Source organism: Roseibium porphyridii (genome assembly GCF_026191725.2).
GTDB classification, from domain to species: domain Bacteria; phylum Pseudomonadota; class Alphaproteobacteria; order Rhizobiales; family Stappiaceae; genus Roseibium; species Roseibium porphyridii.
The window spans coordinates 5,504,571-5,521,532 of record NZ_CP120863.1; the positions used below are offsets into that span (position 1 = coordinate 5,504,571).

Here is a 16,962-nt window from a genome sequence, read left to right on the forward strand (position 1 = left end):
TGGCCGCAAACACTCTATCGATCAATGGTCGCGCTGATCGGTACCAACTGCAAACCGCGTTGTTCAAGGTCCTGAACCCATTCTTTGAGCTGGCGAACCGTAACGGGTAGCGCAGATCCGGATGCCACCGCGACACCCCGTGCGCGAGCAATACTTTCAAGCTGAAGCAGCTTGGCATCAATGTGATCGTCCCGCGGAACTTCGTCCAGAACAACGTCGACCCCGCTATAGGGTATGCGCTGATCGCCGGCCACCTGGGGCGCAAGGCTGCGCGAAGATGCTCCATTGTCGACAAACATCAGTCCACGGGACTTAAGCTTCTCCATGAGATAGTCCATGGATGGCTTCGTGGAGGTGAACCGTGCACCCATTTCAGGAATGACGCCGACATAGTTGGTTGCTCGGGTCAGGAGGTAAGCCAACCGATCCATCATTTCCACGGGTTTCAGACTGACCAGCAGCGTGTGTGGACCTGGATCGTTGTCCGGGAAATCAAACGGCTCCAGCGGTAATTGCAGCAAAAGCTCATGGCCTCTGGTGCGCGCCTGCTGCATCCAAAGGTCAAGATCGTCGCCGTAAGGGGCCATGGCAAAGGTTATGTCTGCCGGAAGGCTGTCGATTGCGTTTTGCGTTCCGGTTTCACTCAACCCCATGCCGTTCAACACAACTGCGATTTTCGGGATCGACTTGAATTCGCTCACCACAGGGCGGGAATAAGCATCGAGCGGCCGCACTCCGGCATCGCTGATCTTGGGAAGGAAACCGTAGTCGGTTCGCTCAAAAACCCTGTTGTCCGGATTGATCGAAAGGTTCGCAACCGGAGCATCGTGGCTCAGACCATCCGGGCGCTCGATCATCTGATAACGCGGACCGAGGAGATCCTCGCTCGTTTCAGGCCGCAGGTTGGGGCCAAGATCACCGGTGAGTCCAGGTCGGATTTCGACAACTTCGATGTCGTGAGACGTGACGCCCTCGACGACTGCATCCAGCGGCAGGAGTGCGACAGGTTCGCCGCCAATGGGATCGTCCACCACTGCGACCCACACCACAATGGTCGTAATTGCGACACTGAGGATACCTGCACCGATAAGGCCAAACGGCAGCTTCACGAGCCGCCGTTTGCCCATGCCTAAGGGAGCTGTGAGATCTTCGCTCGACATACCGTCCTGAGCCCGTTGACCGGGTCTGGCTGAGACTCGCACCAGCTACCGGCGTCATCATTGTTGTTTTGATACGCAGAACGAAACGGAGGGCACGCGCTGGCGGACCAGCGCGTGTTACTTGTTAGTTTTTGACAGCAGCGCTGTCTGAGACAGGCGGGAATGCGCTGTCGACCTGAACGCCGCGCAGGAGATCCAGCGCGAGTTTCAATTGGGTGTCGTCTTCCGGATCTGCCGGCACGTAGGCCTGGCTGCCGCTTTCCTCTTCACCGTCGGCTTCCAGGTGACCGCGAAGTCCAGCCTCACCTTTGGTGTCGACACGACCGACCAGCTCTTCCGGCAGTTCCTGCAAAGCTTCAATGTCCGGAACGATGCCCTTTGCCTGGATCGAATTGCCGGACGGCGTGTAGTAACGAGCCGTTGTCAGACGGATCGCGCCGTTAGCGCCAAGCGGGATGATGGTCTGCACGGACCCTTTGCCGAAGGACCGGGTGCCGAGAATAGTGGCACGACGGTGATCCTGAAGAGCGCCTGCAACGATCTCGGATGCCGATGCGGAGCCACCGTTGACCAGAATGATCACAGGCTTGCCTGTGGTCAGATCGCCAGCACGCGCATTGTAGCGCTGCGTTTCATCTGCCTCACGGCCTCGCGTGGAGACAATTTCACCGCGATCCAGGAAAGCGTCTGAAACGGCAATCGCCTGATCCAGCAATCCGCCTGGATTGTTGCGCAAATCGATGATGAAGCCTTTCAGCTTGTCTTCACCGATGCTCTCAGACATCTGCTCGATGCCTTTCTTCAAGCCGTCGAAAGTTTGCTCGTTGAATTGCGTGACGCGCACATATCCGACGTCGTCTTCTTCGCGCCAGCGAACAGAGCGAATGCGGATGACGTCACGCGTGATTGTGATGTCGAACGGTTCAGCGGCACCCTTACGGCGGATGGTCACAACGATATCGGTGTTGACCGGACCGCGCATTTTTTCAACGGCCTCATTCAGGGTCAGTCCCTGAACCTGCTCGCCGTCAATATAGGTGATCAGGTCACCCGCAAGAACGCCTGCTTTGGCAGCCGGTGTCTCATCGATCGGAGACACCACTTTCACGAGGCCCTCTTCCATCGTCACTTCGATGCCAAGGCCACCGAATTCACCGCGGGTCTGCACCTGCATGTCCCGGAAGCTTTTTGGAGACATGTAGCTGGAGTGCGGGTCGAGGGAAGTCAGCATTCCGTTGATGGCGCTTTCGATCAGCTGCGCATCGTCAGGCACTTCCACATAGTCCGAGCGCACTCTTTCGAAAACGTCACCGAACAGATTGAGCTGCCGATAAGTGTCCGTCGCGGCCGCATTGGCCGCCACTGAAACGTTCAGCGGCATCTGGGACATGGTCGTGACTGCCACAGCACCCATCAGAGCACCGACAACCAGCAAGGAAGCTTTCCGTATCATCCGCGAGCCTTTTCCTCTTCTGTGCGCGCCCACCAAGGTGTGGGGTTTATCGCACGGCCGTCTTTTCGAAATTCAACATATAGGATCGGTTGGGTTGAACCCAAGCCGAAAGTCGAAGCGCTCGCCCATTGGGTCGCGCCCATCACACCGACCGGTTCCCCGGTCAAAACAAACTGCCCCAATTCCGCGTCTATCCGGTCCATACCGGCCAGGAGCACATGGTAGCCATCACCCGTATTCAGGATCAAGAGCTGTCCGAAAGATCGGAACGGACCTGAATAAACAACCCAACCGTCTGCAGGTGAGGTTACATTAGAGCCCGGCCTTGTGGCGATAGATTGACCTTCGGTCTCCCCACCAAAATCATCTTCTTCACCGAAATCCTTCAACAACGTGCCGACGACCGGTTGCGGCAGCTGCCCGACAGCATCATCAAATGCGATTGCCGGCGCAAGACGGCCGGGGTCAGAGAACGGATCAAATTTCCGCGAATCTTGTTGTTTTGCGTCCAGAGCAGCCTGGCGCGACTTTTCCGCAGCCTCACGTGCACTCTCGATTTCGGCTTCCAGACTTGCGATCAGCTCCTGCAGGGACCCGGCTTTGTTGGCCAGTTCTTCCGCGCGCTTTTGCTCTTGTTCCAGCACGCGTACCGATTTTTGATGTTCCTGCCGCTTTGCGCTCAACAGCAATTCCAGACGCGACCTTTCCTCAGCCAACCGCATGGCATCGCCGCGCAGTCGGTTCTTTTCATCCGCGATCACCGTTTTCAGCCGGTGCAATTCTTCAAGGTCGGCGGCAAGCGCCTCGGTTTCGACCTTCAGCTCGGGCATAACGGCGTTCAACAAAATGGCGCTACGTACGGCAGACAGAGCATCACTGGGGCGCACGGCAAGTGCGGGCGGAGGCCGTTTGCCAATTCGCTGCAGGGCTGCCAGCACTTCTGCCAAAATATCCCGCCGTGCAATCAAAGACAGTCGAACCGCGTCTTCGTTCTCACCAAGTGCGCGCAACCGACGTTCCGTTGCCGTCAGCTCGGTTTCAAGCCCTTTGATCGTGTCGGACGTGCTGATGATTTTCGCATTCAGCGTTTCACGATCCCGATCAAGCGCCCTGATTTCGCGCGCGATGGCGGCCTGCCGATCAGTTGATACGTCGATGTCACGAGAGAGCGCGGCCAGTTCCTGCTCGCGTTGTTTCTTCCGCTCCAGAGCTGCGTTCACTTCCGGGGCAAGTTCTGTCTGCTCCTGAGAACTCTCGTCGACGCTTTCCGTCGCCAATCCGTTTGCAGGCAGCGCCAGTGCAGCCACAAGCAGGCAGCTCAAGAGCGGTCGTTTGACTATCCGCATCTCAAGTCCAGGTCTCGCAAATCTGATGCGATCCGGTAACAACCTGCCTAAGCTCCCAAAAGGTTATCTTATTCACCGATACACAGTCTGCGTTAACGAACCGTTTACCCTAATAAATAGTTCACTAACGACGCCTTCCACCGGTGTATCGCGTAACCTTGTTTGTCCGGTAATCTTTGAGCGATAATCGCCGAATGCGGCGAGATACGGGCAGAAGCCAAGATTTCCGCCATTTCGAACGCTCGGCAAGGCCCGCCGAACCCGGCGGCATGGAGTCTTAGCTTCCAAGCTTACGCCCTAACCGCCAAAGTGGCGATAGACGATATCCTGTGGATCAGGTCGCGGCGCATCGTTGTCCAGCGTCGCACCCAGGCGTTTTGCAAGGCAGGCGGAGCGTTCGTTTTCAGGGTCCATATAACTCACCAATCCCGGCAGACGGCGCTGGTTTCTCGCCCAATCGCGAAAGGCACTTGCAGCTTCGAACGCAATTCCCCTGCCTTCGGCATGTGCGTAAACGAACCAGCCAAGCTCATGTTCGGGAAAGAGAGGTCCGTGATTGATACCGACCTGACCCAGACACTCACCTGTCTGACTGTCGTCGATCATCAGTGCACCGTGATCCATCAGGTGCCACTGTGCGACATCCTGACAGAACAGCCCCCAGGCATTGAAGCGGGTGAATGGCCCCCCCATGAATCGCGACCGATCGGATAGCATCAACTGCTCGTAGCTCGGCCAATCGTCCATTTTCATCGGCCGCAACGTCAAGCGGTCGGTCGTCAGAATTGGCGGCATGTTGCCCTGTCTCCTGAGAAGCACATATATGGGTCAGACCCGGTGGTAAGGATGTCCGGCCTGGATGGTTATGGCCCGATAGATCTGCTCTGCAAGCAGGATCCGCGCAATCTGATGCGGCCATGTCATCGCACCCAGCGCCAGTTTCAGGTCTGCCCGTTCCAAAAGCTCCTGACCGTGCCCATCAGCCCCACCGATAGCAAAGACAACTTCCGAAATGCCCTCATCCTTCCAACCTTCAAGCTTCTGGCTGAAAGCCGGACTGGTCAGGTTCTTGCCATGCTCATCGAGAACAATCAGGCGAGCGCCCGGCGGCAGCGACTGCTGGATGACCTTTGCCTCTTCCGCCTTACGATCTTCAGGCCGCTGCGCACGGCTTTCAGGATGTTCAGAGAGAGAGACGCCGGTAATACCCAGACCCCGTCCGGATTTGCGCGCCCGGTCCAGATATCGGTCGAAAAGGTCTTTGTCCGCACCGGCCTTCATCCGGCCAATGCAGGAAAGCGTAAAGCGCATAAATTCCTCGCCGGAACGAAGTTTCCGGTTATCACTCCATCGGCATCGCGAAGCCCAGGCTCAACCGCCGGCCAAGTCAGGACTTCAAAGCCGTATGTCAGCCAACATACTGCGGCGCGTCATCCGAATCCGGCGCCCACATCTTCTCCAAATTGTAGAAGCCGCGAACTTCCGGACGGAAAATGTGAACGATCACATCGCCCGCATCAATCAGCACCCAATCGCATGTCGCCTGGCCTTCCACCGTTGAGGTGCGTGCGCCAGCCGATTTCAGGTCCTTGAGCAGATGATCCGCGATCGCGCCCACATGTCGATGGGAGCGTCCGGACACGATCACCATGTGATCTGCCAGGGAGCTTTTTCCTGCGATGTTTAGAGTAACGACGTCCTCAGCTTTGGAATCGTCAAGACTGGTGAGGACCGTATCGAGGAGGTCTGCCGCAAGATCTTTGCTTACGGAAGCCTTCAGAGGAGTGGACATGGTTGCCCGCTCACTGTCAAAGGTCATGGTCAGATGTAGTGCCTTTCGCCGTTTGTCCGCCCTGTTCCCAACGTCGTCACGAACCGATGGTTTCGGTTTCGTACGTCACCCGTTTTGGAGACAGGACCGGTTGACCGTACCTCGGCCGCGCTCGTCGCGACCGACCCTATAATACCGCTTCCCTTTTGGCATTTTCAAGACAAGCGGGTTTTCTTGGCAAAATTGCCGGTCACACCCCGGATTTCGTTAGCCTCAGATCAGTGGATGACGTTTGATCGAGGGGCGTGTGCAAGAAAGTCCAGACCGGTGGTTGCAAGTCCGGAAGCATGGCCGCACTCTTCTCCGGAAGCCTATATTTTTCAAACGCTTTTGCCATAGGTGCAGACACTGTCGACAAGGAAGCACCAGGCCGGTCAACCACCGCGATCGGAACCGAACCAACGATTTCTCGCCAATCCTGCCAGTGATGAAAGCTTGCAAGATTGTCAGCACCCATGACCCAAACGAATCGGACTTTCGGCCTTATTGCCCTCAGCGACGTGACGGTTTTCGCGGTGTAGGCTGATCCGAGCACTTTCTCAAATGCAGTCACTTTCATGCGCGGATGATCTGCAAGCGCTCTTGTCTTACGCAGCCGCAAATCAAGAGGCGCCAGATCTGAATGGCTCTTGAGAGGGTTTCCCGGCGTCACCAGCCACCAGATCTGATCGAGACCAAGCCTTTTCAAAGCGGTGATCGCAACCAGACGGTGCCCCGAATGAGGGGGATTGAAGGATCCGCCGAAAATGCCGATGCGATTGCCAGCTTCGGCGTGAGGCAATTTCAGCCACTGCCAGTCAAGTTCTGAGACCGGATTTCCTTCACTCATGCGCGAAGTCTCATGGACGGGTCTGACCCGTACCACGAACCTTGTATTTGAAGCTGGTAAGCTGTTCGACGCCAACCGGACCACGCGCATGCATACGGCCTGTCGCAATGCCAATTTCAGCGCCCATGCCGAACTCACCGCCGTCGGCAAATTGCGTTGACGCATTGTGCAGAACAATCGCTGAATCGACCTCGCTCTGAAAACGGTCCGCTGCTGCCTGATCTTCAGACAGGATACAGTCGGTGTGGCTGGACCCATGCCGGCTGATATGAGACATCGCCGCATTCAGATCCGGCACGACCTTCACCGACAGGATCTTGTCGAGATATTCAGTGGACCAGTCCTCTTCACTTGCCGGCACAACGCCTTCACAAATGTCGCGCACACGGTCGTCGCCTCGAATTTCACATCCCTTTTCCTGAAGAGCCCTGATGATCTGAGGCATATGGCTGTTTGCGACACCCTCATGCACCAGTAGCGTCTCAAGCGCACCGCAAATGCCGGTGCGGCGCAGCTTTGAATTGACGACAATGTCCAGTGATTTCTCCAGATCCGCCGACTTGTCGAGGAAAATGTGAACCAGACCTTCCAAATGAGCAAATACCGGCACGCGCGCTTCAGTTTGCACGCGTTCAACCAGGCTCCGGCCGCCGCGCGGAACAATCACATCAAGATTGCCACCAAGGCCACGCAGCATCTCGCCGACTGCAGCCCTATCCGTTACCGGCACAATCTGGATCGCATCTTCCGGCAGCCCTGCGGCGGACAGGCCCTTTTGCAGCGCCGCATGAATGGCCCTGTTGGAGTGGATCGTGTCAGAACCACCGCGAAGAACGACAGCGTTCCCGGCTTTAAGACACAGTGCACCGGCGTCGGCTGTCACATTGGGGCGGCTCTCATAAATAACGCCGATCACTCCAAGAGGTGTCCGAACCCGTTCGATCTTCAGTCCGTTGGGCCGCTCCCATGCCGCCATGACGCTGCCCACAGGATCGTCAAGCGCAACGATGTCTTCCAGCGCGGCTGCAATGGCTTCGATGCGCTCGGCCGTCAACGTGCCGCGATCGAGAAACGCCGCCGTCTGACCATTTGCGGTCATGGCGTCGACGTCCAGCTTGTTGCCAGCCAGAATGTCTGGTGTTGCCTGACGAACGGCCTCCGCCATTTTGCGCAGCGCATCGTTTTTCTGATCAGCTGGTGCGGTCGCCAGGACATGCCCGGCGGCTCGGGCGCGCTGCCCGATCTCCGCCATCAGATCCTCAGTCGTCATTGCTTCGACCGCTTCCAACATTCTTCCAAACTCCCAAATTGCGGTTACCAGACCGCCTGTTTTGTGACTTTTTAGCCTTTTCCGTGCAAAAAGACATCATCCAGCACAAGATCGTCCCGGTGGATCATCTCAGCCCGGCCCGGGTATCCGACAATTGCTTCAATCTCACGGCTGTTGCGTCCCGCAATCAGCCTTGCCTCATCTGCGTCATATGCGATCAGCCCACGACCAATGATGCGCCCCTGCAGGGTCTCCACGATTACGGCATCCCCACGCGTAAACGCACCCGACACGGATGAAACCCCGGCGGGCAGCAGGCTTTTGCCGGATTTCATGGCCTGAACCGCACCTTCGTCCAACGTTATCCGTCCACGCGGCTCCAGGTGCCCGCCAATCCAGGCCTTGCGGGCGCTTGCGGGAGAACCGAGAGCGGGAAACCATGTTCCCCGCCCACCCTCAGCCAAGCGCTTCAATGGATTGAGTTCCTTGCCGGAGGTAATGATCATTGTTGTTCCGGCCGCTGTCGCGATCTTGCCCGCATCGATCTTGGTCTTCATTCCTCCGCGGGAGAGTTCTGACCCGGCACTGCCCGCCATGGCTTCGATCTCTCGCGTGATACGCGGCACTTCAGGCAGAAAGACAGCATCAGGATCTTCACTCGGCGGCGCGGTGTACAGCCCATCGATATCTGACAGGAGCACGAGACAATCCGCGCTGGCCATGGTGGCAACCCGTGCGGCCAACCTGTCATTGTCGCCATATCGAATTTCCGAGGTCGCGACAGAATCGTTCTCGTTGACGATTGGCACGGCACCCATCTTCAACAGCATGCCAATGGTGGCGCGCGCGTTCAGGTACCGCCTGCGTTCTTCCGTATCGCCGAGCGTCAACAGGATCTGGCCGGCCTTTTTACCATGCCTACCGAGTGCATCCGCATAGGCCTGTGCAAGCGCAATCTGTCCGGCTGCTGCTGCTGCCTGACTTTCCTCAAGTTTCAACGGGCCTGCCGGTAACCCCAAGACACCCCGCCCGAGTGCAATCGAGCCCGAAGAAACGATCAGGATGTCCGCTCCTGCCTCCGACAAAGACACAATGTCGGAGACAAGCGCGTCGAGCCAGGCCCGTTTCAATTCGCCCTGATCAACCAGCAGGGCAGATCCGATCTTGACGACGATCCGATTGAAAGATTTCAGACTTCTGGACATCAGGGGTGCCAGCCCTCCTGTTCAGGCGCAGGCACCTGATTGGCGGCATCTTCCTTGTCCTTGTCGATTGCACGCACGATCATGCGCAAAGCCCGATCGACATTCTGGCCACTTGCCGATGACAGCACCAACGGCTTCTGGCCACAGGCAACCTCCAGGCTCGCCGACCTTTCAGCAATCAGGTCGTCCGTGAGTGCATCACATTTCGACAAGGCGACGATCTCCGGCTTGTCCATGAGCCCTGCACCATAGGCCTCAAGTTCACCGCGCACGACACGGTAGGCTTCGCCAGGGTCTTCTTCGCCCGACCCGTCAACGAGATGCAGCAACACCCGTGTACGTTCGACATGTCCGAGAAACCGGTCGCCAAGGCCCGTGCCTTCATGCGCGCCTTCGATCAGGCCGGGAATATCGGCCATTGCAAAGCTGTGTCCATCGATCTGGACGATACCGAGATTGGGGTGGAGGGTGGTGAACGGGTAGTCGGCGATTTTCGGCTTTGCGGCCGAGACCGTTGCCAGAAAAGTGGACTTACCGGCATTCGGCAGTCCAACCAGCCCCGCGTCTGCAATCAGCTTGAGACGAAGCCAGATCCACTTCTCCTCTCCTTCCAGACCCGGATTTGCCCGGCGTGGCGCCTGGTTTACGGACGATTTGAAATGCGCATTGCCGAAACCGCCATTGCCGCCCTTCATCAGAAGAACACGCTGGCCAAGCTCCGTCAGATCGGCAATCAGCGTTTCGTTGTCCTCTTCAAGGATCTGGGTGCCGACCGGAACTTTCAGAACCACGTCATCACCATGGGCACCTGTTCGGTTGCGCCCCATGCCATGGATGCCTGTCCCTGCTTTGAAATGCTGTTTGTAGCGATAGTCGATCAGGGTATTGAGACCATCAACACACTCTACAATCACATCGCCGCCCTTACCGCCGTCTCCGCCGTCCGGGCCGCCATATTCAATGTATTTTTCTCGGCGAAACGACACACACCCGGCGCCCCCATTGCCGGAACGCACATAAATCTTGGCCTGATCGAGGAATTTCATTTTCTTCTCTTTTTTCTTGTCCTGCTGTCAGGCCCTGGTCCAGCGACGGTCAGTGGCCGTTCAGAAATTCAGTTCGAGTGACTTCCGTTCGAAGTGCCGGCACGGAGCTGCCGCGCGAAACGCTTTCGCAGTCAACTTTTGAAACCCCACGAAAGCCAAGTTTTTCCAGCACTTTCAGCGAACCGGAATTCTCAATCATGGCTTCGCCGGCCAGAAGATCATGCGCGGTATTCCGGAACAGCCAGGTTACAGCAGCCTGGACCGCCTCGCTCATAAACCCGTTGCCCCAATAGGAGCGCCCAAGCCAATAGCCGATCTTCGGGGTCTCCTGCAATGTCTTGAAGCCAATCGCCCCGATCATTTGGCCGTCATGGTCAATATGAAACCCCAACTCGTCAGCTGATGCCACGTCTCGCCAGCGTTCCACTGACCGAGCAAGATAGTCCTTTCCGGCTTCCAGGTCGTAGGGATAAGGGACGCGTGAGAGCATTTTGACGACTTCATAGTCACCGAGGAGTTCAGCACAGCGCTCCAGATCGTCCGGCTCTGGCGGCCGCAACTCAAGCCGGCTTGTTTTCAGGCTAACCGCGCTCATGATTACCTTCCCGCATCCGCTCAAAAGCTTCCGGTTCCAGTTTCATACGTGTTGCTGGGAGCGTTTCTCCCCGCGACCTGATAGAAAGGCGATATGGCCCGATCTCGGTGAATCCGAGCTTGGTGAGAACATTGAGCGACGCCCGATTTTCGTCCAGTGCCCCGCTCAAGACCGGTGCGCCGGGCGAACAGTCAAAATGCCACGCCAACACCGCCTTGCCCGCCTCAGTCATGATGCCCTGACCCCAGTATCTTCTGGCAAGCCAGTATCCGAACTCAGGTGTCCCGTCTGGTTTGCCGCAAGACACAACACCGATCAGTCCCTGACCCTTGTCGATCGCAAATGCTCGCTCCCCGTCCCGTCCTTCTACCGCGGTTTGCCCGTGCCAGTCGCGCGCATCGGAAAGCGCATAAGGATGCGGCACAGTCGTGAGCATCTTGGCGACATCATAGTCGTCGATGAGACGGACCAGATCCGAGAGATCCTTTTCCAGAACCGGACGCAGCGAAAGACGTCCGGTTCTCATACTCGGCAGTTTCACGCCGCTTCCTTCCGCGCCTCGAAATCGGCTCGCGCCAGACGCACGACGACATTGGACACCCGCCTGTCGAGCGCTCTGGAGAACCGCTCTGTCATGCTGTAAGGCTTGAAACCCATCTTGCGCAGCAGTCCACGAGACCGGAAATTGTCCTCAAACGCCCGCGCAGCGATAGCCTCCGTCCGGTAGCTGGCAAACGCCCAATCAATCACCGCTTCCACCGCTTCACTGGCATAACCATGGCCCTGGAACGCGCGGCCGATCCAATACCCGATGGTCGGCAGGTCAGGCAGATCTTCCAGATCTCCCGGTGCCTCAACTGCAGCAACGCCAATGAAAACACCACCAAGCGTGATCGCGAAAACGGCTTCCGTTTTCAGCGGGTCCTTTCCAACCACCGTTTTCAGGAAAGCTTCGGCAGAGCCTTCCTCATAAGGCCAGGCAAAGGAGCTGATCCAGCGGGCAACAGCAAAATCCTTGCCGCCAAGCTCCACGATCGCATCAGCATCCGACATGGCAATCGGTCGCAGAACCAGTCGTCGCGTCTTCAATTCCTGCAGTCCAGTCATCGTCCCTGCCCCCATCCTTTCAAAGACTTCCAAACGGTGCGTTCCAGCGTGTAGCGTTCAATCGGTACGGAGCCGCCTGCGCCGATCGACCGAATCATCGCCTGGTCCCTGAACTGGAACCCGGATTTGACAAGCACCCGACGGGACGCCGGATTGGTGACCCTGCAGGAGCCCTGCAGTTCATTGATGTCGTGATAGGTGAAGGCATGATCGACCAGCGCATGCACGGCCTCAGTCGCCAGTCCCTGCCCCCAGAAAGGCTCGCCGAGCCAATAGCCGATATGGACCGGACCTTCCGCGTCCACGGGCGCATATTTGGCAACACCAATCAACCGGCCCGTGCTCTTCAGCCGGATCGCAAACATAGCCGACTTGTCACGAACCCGGGCCGCCTGTTTCACAAGCGTACGGGCGTTTTCAATCGTATAGGGGTGAGGCATTGCGGCGAGGTTTGCCGCAACGGTCTTGTTGTTGGCCAAAAACACAAGATCGGCCAGATCGTCCATTCGCGGTTTGTCGAGCCGCACATGAACCGCTTCCTGCGGCAACGGGGCCGCAACCAAACAGCTTTCGTCTAACAGTCCATCACTTTCAACAACCATCTTTTCCTCCAGTCAGAACAAATCAAGGGGGAGATGGCGCCCCATCTCCCCCTTGGATCTTCGACTGGTCTTTGGTTGCTGACCTGTCTCGAATTGCCGGGGTCTTGTGGGACGCCGGCGCTTCGAAACTTCACGTCGGCTTTACTCCGCAGCTTCCGCCACTGGGACCACATTGATGTAGGTTCGTTTGTTGGCTTTCGCCTGAAACTCAACCTTGCCTTCCACGGTCGCGAAAATGGTATGGTCCTTACCCATGCCCACGCCGTTGCCCGGGTGCCACTGTGTGCCACGCTGACGAGCGATAATGTTGCCGGGAATCACTGCTTCCCCGCCGTATTTTTTGATGCCAAGACGGCGGCCAGCTGAGTCGCGGCCGTTGCGGGATGAACCGCCTGCCTTTTTATGTGCCATCGTTAGAACTCCTCGTTCTTCGAATACTTTTAGTCAGTCTCTAAGAAAACGGTGGCTTATTTGCCAGCCAGTTCCTTGGCCTGATCAACCCAGTTGTCGCGTTCGATACGGCCCTTGAAGTTCAGGACCTCATCAACGCGGGCGATGTCTTCCGCTGAGAAGTTGACGATCTGCTCATAGGTGGTGATGCCCAGAGCGTTCAGTTTCTTCTCAAGTACCGGGCCAACGCCGGAGATCTTCTTCAGATCGTCCTTGCCTTCCGGTGCGGTGAAGAGCGGCTCAACAGCTGCGTCTTCTTTTTTCTCTGCAGCCTTGGCTTCTTCAGCTTTCGGCTCTTCGGCTTTTTTCGGCGCTGCCTTTTTCGGCGCAGCCTTCTTGGCCGGCTTTGCACCACCGGTCAGGATGTCGGTCACCTTTACCAGGGTGAAGGACTGACGGTGGCCATTGCGGCGGCGTGAATTCTGACGCCGGCGCTTCTTGAAAATTATTACCTTGCGGCCGCGGCCCTGCTCGACCACTTCTGCAACTACGCTGGCACCTTCAACAGTCGGTGCGCCAACGGTTGTGTCGGTGTCGTTGCCAACCATAAGCACTTCATCAAAAGTGACGGTGCTGCCGGCTTCGGCTTCAAGTTTTTCGACCTTCAGGAGGTCATCTGCGGCAACAGTATACTGTTTGCCACCGGTTTTGATCACTGCGAACATGTCTCGCACGTCCTTCTTTTCGTTTTTGACATGCCGTTCAAGATCCTGATGGATCGTTGATCCGGCTGTATTCAGGTCGACCTCAGGCGCCAGTCTCCCCGCGAACGGTTGACAGGTCTTTGTGACGGGTTTCGCTTAAAGCTTGATTGCCCGGCAGGCCTAGAACGACAAAGAAAACCCGAAAAAGCTAACCTTTTCGAGCCCGCGCAATATAATCGGCACGCGGAGGATGTCAAACGGAAATACGGTCGAGCGCTGCTAAAAAGCGCAGCGGAATGAATCGCTTGGTGCAAGTGAGCCGGCTTTCTTCCGGCAAGTCAACTGAGAGGCTGCAATTCGCTTGTCTACGCACAAAGCTCACTCGTAGTGCTTTCGTGTCCCGAACCGGGTCCAACTATGTCAAGAACGGCCTGAAAACAGGCTCAACCGTGCGTATCCGCGCGCGGATTCCAATCGGTTTCCACCGATATCGACAATCGGGGTGAAGAACTGAAATCCGGACTTGCGGGCTGTACGGAGCTTGTCTATGTTCCGCGCCACTTGAGACCCGTTTTTCTCAAAGTGCCGCGGAGAGGTGCCGGAGTGGTTGAACGGGGCGGTCTCGAAAACCGTTGAGCGCGCAAGCGTTCCGGGGGTTCGAATCCCCCTCTCTCCGCCATTTTTCATGAAGCTCTGGCGTTTGCTGCACATATAGCGGTACCAGAACAACTAATTCATAATCTTCAAGGTCGAGTTTAGGTCACTCAACTTATCCATCGGGCGTATGTTGGGCAAACATCTGCCAAATGGACCGAACTCGGACCAATCGAACCTTGCAGCATGACAAACTAGCGCTCGCTTAGACCCTATTCTGATTGCCAGAGTTGAACGACGTTTCCTTCTGGATCTACTATGTCCTGAACAAGATACTGTCGGAATTTCCAGAGCTTTGCGCCCGGAACAGGTCTGCCGCCGAACTTCAATATTTCGTGCAAAGTGTCTTCAATCGAAGACGTCTCAAGTATTAGCTTCAACGGTGTTGCTGAGCGAATGGCAGGAGGGTCGTTGATGACGATCTGAGACGCAATTTCGCTTGGTGCTTGAAGTATAATGAGCTCGGAACCTCTATTCGTAATGGCAGAGAACTCTCCTTTTCTTTCGTCGGTAATCTGACCACCAATTTGAAGGTAAAACTGAGTCAGGTTTTCGAGGCTCTTTGCATATAAAACTGCGCCTTTTAGCATTTTATTCTTCTCTCTCGGGTGACCGATTAGCCGACATTCGTGCCACTTGCACCATTTGGTACTTTGAGCTGATTGCAGACTTTGACTCTTGTTCAATTCCTACATGGGAGATACTTCAGCGTATTCCTCGTCTGGCTCCGCTAGGGCCGTTAGAATTGCTCCCCAGCGCTCCAGCTCTCCGGAAATGTCGCCAAAAAGGTTCCGACATTCTCCCAGCAGGTCCGCCATTTTCCAAAAATGCGCTATTGTTTGCGATATTCATAGCCGCTCCAGATCAATGACTTCTCGTTTTTCAAAACCCATTTTCCGACGTCCAGTTGAGCCATCAAATGCAGGCCGTAAGGTTTTTTCATCATACGCAAGTGCCTTCTTTCCGAACAAAACTACCGTGTGTCTTGGAAACGTGGACATTCGCATCAACTACCGCCTGCGAAAACAGCTTCTGAACAACGCGCCCTGTGTATTGAGGTTCTGTAAGGCCGTTCCTATATTCAGCAGAGACACGAGATCCGGTAGAGATACAAGGAACTGGAACAAGACGATGGACCACACGCTCACCACCTGAACCCAGAGGTTTGCAATCGTGAGCATCTTCCATGTCTTCTATCGTTATCGCCAACCTGAGTTGGCAAACTCCTGACAACACCTTTCTTTTCGACAATTTGAATCTGACTTTCGGGCCGGTCCGAACGGGACTTGTCGGTCGAAACGGTACAGGCAAGACGACCCTCTTGCGTCTGATCTGCGGTGAGATCGCTCCTGTGAGCGGCAAGATCATTAAACCGCCATCGGTCGGTTTCCTCCGGCAGGATCCTGCACAGCACCCCAACGAGACGCTAGCCGATCTATTCGATGTTCGTGATCAACTCGCCCTTCTGGATCGTGCGGAACGCGGTGAGGCAACGGCGGAAGATCTGGCAAATACTGATTGGACATTGGAGGCCCGACTGGGCGCAGCCCTCTCAAACCTGGGGCTCGAACAGCCTATCGACCTGCCGGTCAGTTCCCTCTCCGGTGGGCAGCGCACGCGTGCGGCTCTCGCCGCGCTGATGTTCGCAGAACCGGATGTACTCTTGCTGGATGAACCAACCAATCACCTCGACGAAGCGGGACGCCGCAGTGTGATCGACGCACTACGGGCGTGGAACGGTTGCGCGATTATTGCCAGCCACGACCGGATTTTGCTGGGGGCGATGGACGCAATCGTCGAGCTGACGAGCCTTGGTGCGCGCAGCTACGGTGGCAATTACGAAACCTATCGCCAAAAGAAAGCCGCTGAATTGGCACACTCCGAAGCCGAACTCGCGCGGGCAGAACAGGCCGTCACACATACGCAAGCACGTGCGCAGCTGGCCATGGAACGAAAGGCCCGCACCGACCGGCAAGGCAAACAACTCCGCGCATCCGGCAGCCAGTCCAAGCTCATTCTAAATGCTGCAAAAGAACGAAGTCAGTCTTCAGGCAGTGCTGCAGCACGTCTTAAACGCCGCCAGGCCCAGGCCGCCGCTGATGTTTTGGAAGCGGCGCAGAAGTCCGTCGAGATCTTGCAGCCCCTCAAGATGGATATTCCTCCATCCGGACTTGCTGCCGGTCGTGATGTGCTGCGCGTTGAGGACCTCAGGTTCCGATATTCAGGTGGGGCACCCCTGCTTCAGGACGTATCCTTTGCGGTTCGCGGACCGGAACGTGTCGCGATTGAAGGCAGGAATGGGTCGGGCAAATCGACTTTACTTGCGTGCATCCACGGCGATCTTCAACCACAAAGCGGATCTGTCTCGGTTCATGTTCCAACGGCACTTTTGGATCAGGATCTTAGCCTGCTGAAACCGGAAGAGACCGTACGAGACGCCTTTGCGCGGCTCGACCCGGATGCCGGCGAGAATGAGCGACGGGCGATCCTGGCGCGATTTCTGTTTCGAGGAGATGACGCAAAGCAGAAGGTCGGATCTCTCAGCGGCGGACAGCGCTTGCGCGCTGGTCTTGCCTGCACGCTCGGGCATAGCAGACCACGCCAACTCCTGCTGCTGGATGAGCCGAACAATCATCTCGACATCGAGGCGATCGAAATTCTTGAAAGGGCGTTGACCGACTACGATGGCGCGATCCTGGTTGTCAGTCACGATGAAGCATTTCTGCAGAACATTCGCGTGGAACGAACGCTTTCCCTTTGAAGCCAAATT

General features: G+C 56.6%; 18 protein-coding genes and 1 tRNA gene. 2 read left to right on the forward strand and 17 right to left on the reverse strand.

Going from position 1 to position 16,962, the window contains the following annotated elements; all coding sequences use genetic code 11:
* Positions 1 to 14: 14 nt before the first annotated feature.
* From K1718_RS25350 to K1718_RS25425, 16 genes are all read right to left on the reverse strand, one after another.
* Positions 15 to 1,160, reverse strand: a complete 1,146-nt coding sequence (locus tag K1718_RS25350; protein ID WP_209006733.1) for a divergent polysaccharide deacetylase family protein — start codon at positions 1,158 to 1,160, stop codon at positions 15 to 17.
* Positions 1,161 to 1,284: 124 nt separating this feature from the next.
* Positions 1,285 to 2,613, reverse strand: a complete 1,329-nt coding sequence (locus K1718_RS25355; protein ID WP_152503728.1) for a S41 family peptidase — start codon at positions 2,611 to 2,613, stop codon at positions 1,285 to 1,287.
* The gene (locus K1718_RS25360) at positions 2,610 to 3,959 is read right to left on the reverse strand and encodes a murein hydrolase activator EnvC family protein (RefSeq protein ID WP_152503729.1); all 1,350 of its coding nucleotides are present in this window, start codon (positions 3,957 to 3,959) and stop codon (positions 2,610 to 2,612) included. Before K1718_RS25360 ends, K1718_RS25355 begins: the two co-directional genes overlap by 4 nt.
* A gap of 297 nt (positions 3,960 to 4,256) precedes the next feature.
* The gene (locus K1718_RS25365; RefSeq protein WP_152503730.1) at positions 4,257 to 4,754 is read right to left on the reverse strand and encodes a GNAT family N-acetyltransferase; all 498 of its coding nucleotides are present in this window, start codon (positions 4,752 to 4,754) and stop codon (positions 4,257 to 4,259) included.
* A 33-nt stretch (positions 4,755 to 4,787) separates the two neighbouring features.
* Positions 4,788 to 5,270 (reverse strand): 23S rRNA (pseudouridine(1915)-N(3))-methyltransferase RlmH, encoded by a 483-nt coding sequence (gene rlmH / locus K1718_RS25370; RefSeq protein ID WP_152503731.1) that lies wholly within the window; start codon positions 5,268 to 5,270, stop codon positions 4,788 to 4,790.
* Positions 5,271 to 5,367: 97 nt separating this feature from the next.
* Positions 5,368 to 5,778 (reverse strand): ribosome silencing factor, encoded by a 411-nt coding sequence (rsfS, locus tag K1718_RS25375; RefSeq protein ID WP_209006734.1) that lies wholly within the window; start codon positions 5,776 to 5,778, stop codon positions 5,368 to 5,370.
* A 202-nt stretch (positions 5,779 to 5,980) separates the two neighbouring features.
* Positions 5,981 to 6,619: a nicotinate-nucleotide adenylyltransferase gene (locus K1718_RS25380; protein WP_152503732.1), complete on the reverse strand. Its 639-nt coding sequence runs from the start codon at positions 6,617 to 6,619 to the stop codon at positions 5,981 to 5,983.
* 10 nt (positions 6,620 to 6,629) lie between these two features.
* Positions 6,630 to 7,910: a glutamate-5-semialdehyde dehydrogenase gene (locus K1718_RS25385; RefSeq protein WP_265680382.1), complete on the reverse strand. Its 1,281-nt coding sequence runs from the start codon at positions 7,908 to 7,910 to the stop codon at positions 6,630 to 6,632.
* Between the two features lie 50 nt (positions 7,911 to 7,960).
* Entirely contained in the window at positions 7,961 to 9,097 is a 1,137-nt protein-coding gene (gene proB / locus K1718_RS25390) for a glutamate 5-kinase (RefSeq protein WP_418068146.1), read from the reverse strand.
* The gene (obgE, locus tag K1718_RS25395) at positions 9,094 to 10,140 is read right to left on the reverse strand and encodes a GTPase ObgE (RefSeq protein WP_265680380.1); all 1,047 of its coding nucleotides are present in this window, start codon (positions 10,138 to 10,140) and stop codon (positions 9,094 to 9,096) included. The genes proB and obgE overlap by 4 nt, the downstream gene beginning before the upstream one ends.
* Before the next feature lie 49 nt (positions 10,141 to 10,189).
* Complete coding sequence (locus tag K1718_RS25400) at positions 10,190 to 10,735, reverse strand: GNAT family N-acetyltransferase (RefSeq protein ID WP_152503736.1); 546 nt, start codon at positions 10,733 to 10,735, stop codon at positions 10,190 to 10,192.
* Complete coding sequence (locus K1718_RS25405; RefSeq protein ID WP_265680379.1) at positions 10,722 to 11,276, reverse strand: GNAT family N-acetyltransferase; 555 nt, start codon at positions 11,274 to 11,276, stop codon at positions 10,722 to 10,724. Before K1718_RS25405 ends, K1718_RS25400 begins: the two co-directional genes overlap by 14 nt.
* Entirely contained in the window at positions 11,273 to 11,842 is a 570-nt protein-coding gene (locus tag K1718_RS25410; RefSeq protein WP_152503738.1) for a GNAT family N-acetyltransferase, read from the reverse strand. Before K1718_RS25410 ends, K1718_RS25405 begins: the two co-directional genes overlap by 4 nt.
* Entirely contained in the window at positions 11,839 to 12,444 is a 606-nt protein-coding gene (locus K1718_RS25415) for a GNAT family N-acetyltransferase (protein ID WP_265680378.1), read from the reverse strand. Before K1718_RS25415 ends, K1718_RS25410 begins: the two co-directional genes overlap by 4 nt.
* Positions 12,445 to 12,585: 141 nt before the next feature.
* Positions 12,586 to 12,855: a 50S ribosomal protein L27 gene (gene rpmA / locus K1718_RS25420; RefSeq protein WP_152503739.1), complete on the reverse strand. Its 270-nt coding sequence runs from the start codon at positions 12,853 to 12,855 to the stop codon at positions 12,586 to 12,588.
* Positions 12,856 to 12,911: 56 nt separating this feature from the next.
* Positions 12,912 to 13,559, reverse strand: a complete 648-nt coding sequence (locus K1718_RS25425) for a 50S ribosomal protein L21 (RefSeq protein WP_152503740.1) — start codon at positions 13,557 to 13,559, stop codon at positions 12,912 to 12,914.
* Between the two features lie 568 nt (positions 13,560 to 14,127).
* On the opposite strand from K1718_RS25425, the gene K1718_RS25430 reads away from it, so the two are divergent.
* A tRNA-Ser gene (locus tag K1718_RS25430) sits at positions 14,128 to 14,217 on the forward strand.
* A 187-nt stretch (positions 14,218 to 14,404) separates the two neighbouring features.
* Here the strand turns inward: K1718_RS25430 and K1718_RS25435 are convergent.
* Entirely contained in the window at positions 14,405 to 14,782 is a 378-nt protein-coding gene (locus K1718_RS25435) for a VOC family protein (RefSeq protein WP_152503741.1), read from the reverse strand.
* Positions 14,783 to 15,378: 596 nt separating this feature from the next.
* On the opposite strand from K1718_RS25435, the gene K1718_RS25440 reads away from it, so the two are divergent.
* Positions 15,379 to 16,953, forward strand: a complete 1,575-nt coding sequence (locus K1718_RS25440; protein ID WP_265680377.1) for an ABC-F family ATP-binding cassette domain-containing protein — start codon at positions 15,379 to 15,381, stop codon at positions 16,951 to 16,953.
* Positions 16,954 to 16,962: the final 9 nt, after the last annotated feature.

Excerpts from the sequence above, each read along its gene's own strand:
- K1718_RS25400 (WP_152503736.1), bottom strand. The coding sequence starts at position 10,735 with ATGAGCGCGGTTAGCCTGAAAACAAGCCGGCTTGAGTTGCGGCCGCCA.
- K1718_RS25365 (WP_152503730.1), bottom strand. The coding sequence starts at position 4,754 with ATGCCGCCAATTCTGACGACCGACCGCTTGACGTTGCGGCCGATGAAA.
- K1718_RS25435 (WP_152503741.1), bottom strand. The coding sequence starts at position 14,782 with ATGCTAAAAGGCGCAGTTTTATATGCAAAGAGCCTCGAAAACCTGACT.
- K1718_RS25385 (WP_265680382.1), bottom strand. The coding sequence starts at position 7,910 with ATGTTGGAAGCGGTCGAAGCAATGACGACTGAGGATCTGATGGCGGAG.
- obgE (WP_265680380.1), bottom strand. The coding sequence starts at position 10,140 with ATGAAATTCCTCGATCAGGCCAAGATTTATGTGCGTTCCGGCAATGGG.
- K1718_RS25425 (WP_152503740.1), bottom strand. The coding sequence starts at position 13,559 with ATGTTCGCAGTGATCAAAACCGGTGGCAAACAGTATACTGTTGCCGCA.
- K1718_RS25360 (WP_152503729.1), bottom strand. The coding sequence starts at position 3,959 with ATGCGGATAGTCAAACGACCGCTCTTGAGCTGCCTGCTTGTGGCTGCA.
- K1718_RS25440 (WP_265680377.1), top strand. The coding sequence starts at position 15,379 with ATGTCTTCTATCGTTATCGCCAACCTGAGTTGGCAAACTCCTGACAAC.
- rpmA (WP_152503739.1), bottom strand. The coding sequence starts at position 12,855 with ATGGCACATAAAAAGGCAGGCGGTTCATCCCGCAACGGCCGCGACTCA.
- K1718_RS25415 (WP_265680378.1), bottom strand. The coding sequence starts at position 12,444 with ATGGTTGTTGAAAGTGATGGACTGTTAGACGAAAGCTGTTTGGTTGCG.
- K1718_RS25380 (WP_152503732.1), bottom strand. The coding sequence starts at position 6,619 with ATGAGTGAAGGAAATCCGGTCTCAGAACTTGACTGGCAGTGGCTGAAA.
- rlmH (WP_152503731.1), bottom strand. The coding sequence starts at position 5,270 with ATGCGCTTTACGCTTTCCTGCATTGGCCGGATGAAGGCCGGTGCGGAC.
- K1718_RS25410 (WP_152503738.1), bottom strand. The coding sequence starts at position 11,842 with ATGACTGGACTGCAGGAATTGAAGACGCGACGACTGGTTCTGCGACCG.
- rsfS (WP_209006734.1), bottom strand. The coding sequence starts at position 5,778 with ATGACCTTTGACAGTGAGCGGGCAACCATGTCCACTCCTCTGAAGGCT.
- K1718_RS25350 (WP_209006733.1), bottom strand. The coding sequence starts at position 1,160 with ATGTCGAGCGAAGATCTCACAGCTCCCTTAGGCATGGGCAAACGGCGG.
- K1718_RS25355 (WP_152503728.1), bottom strand. The coding sequence starts at position 2,613 with ATGATACGGAAAGCTTCCTTGCTGGTTGTCGGTGCTCTGATGGGTGCT.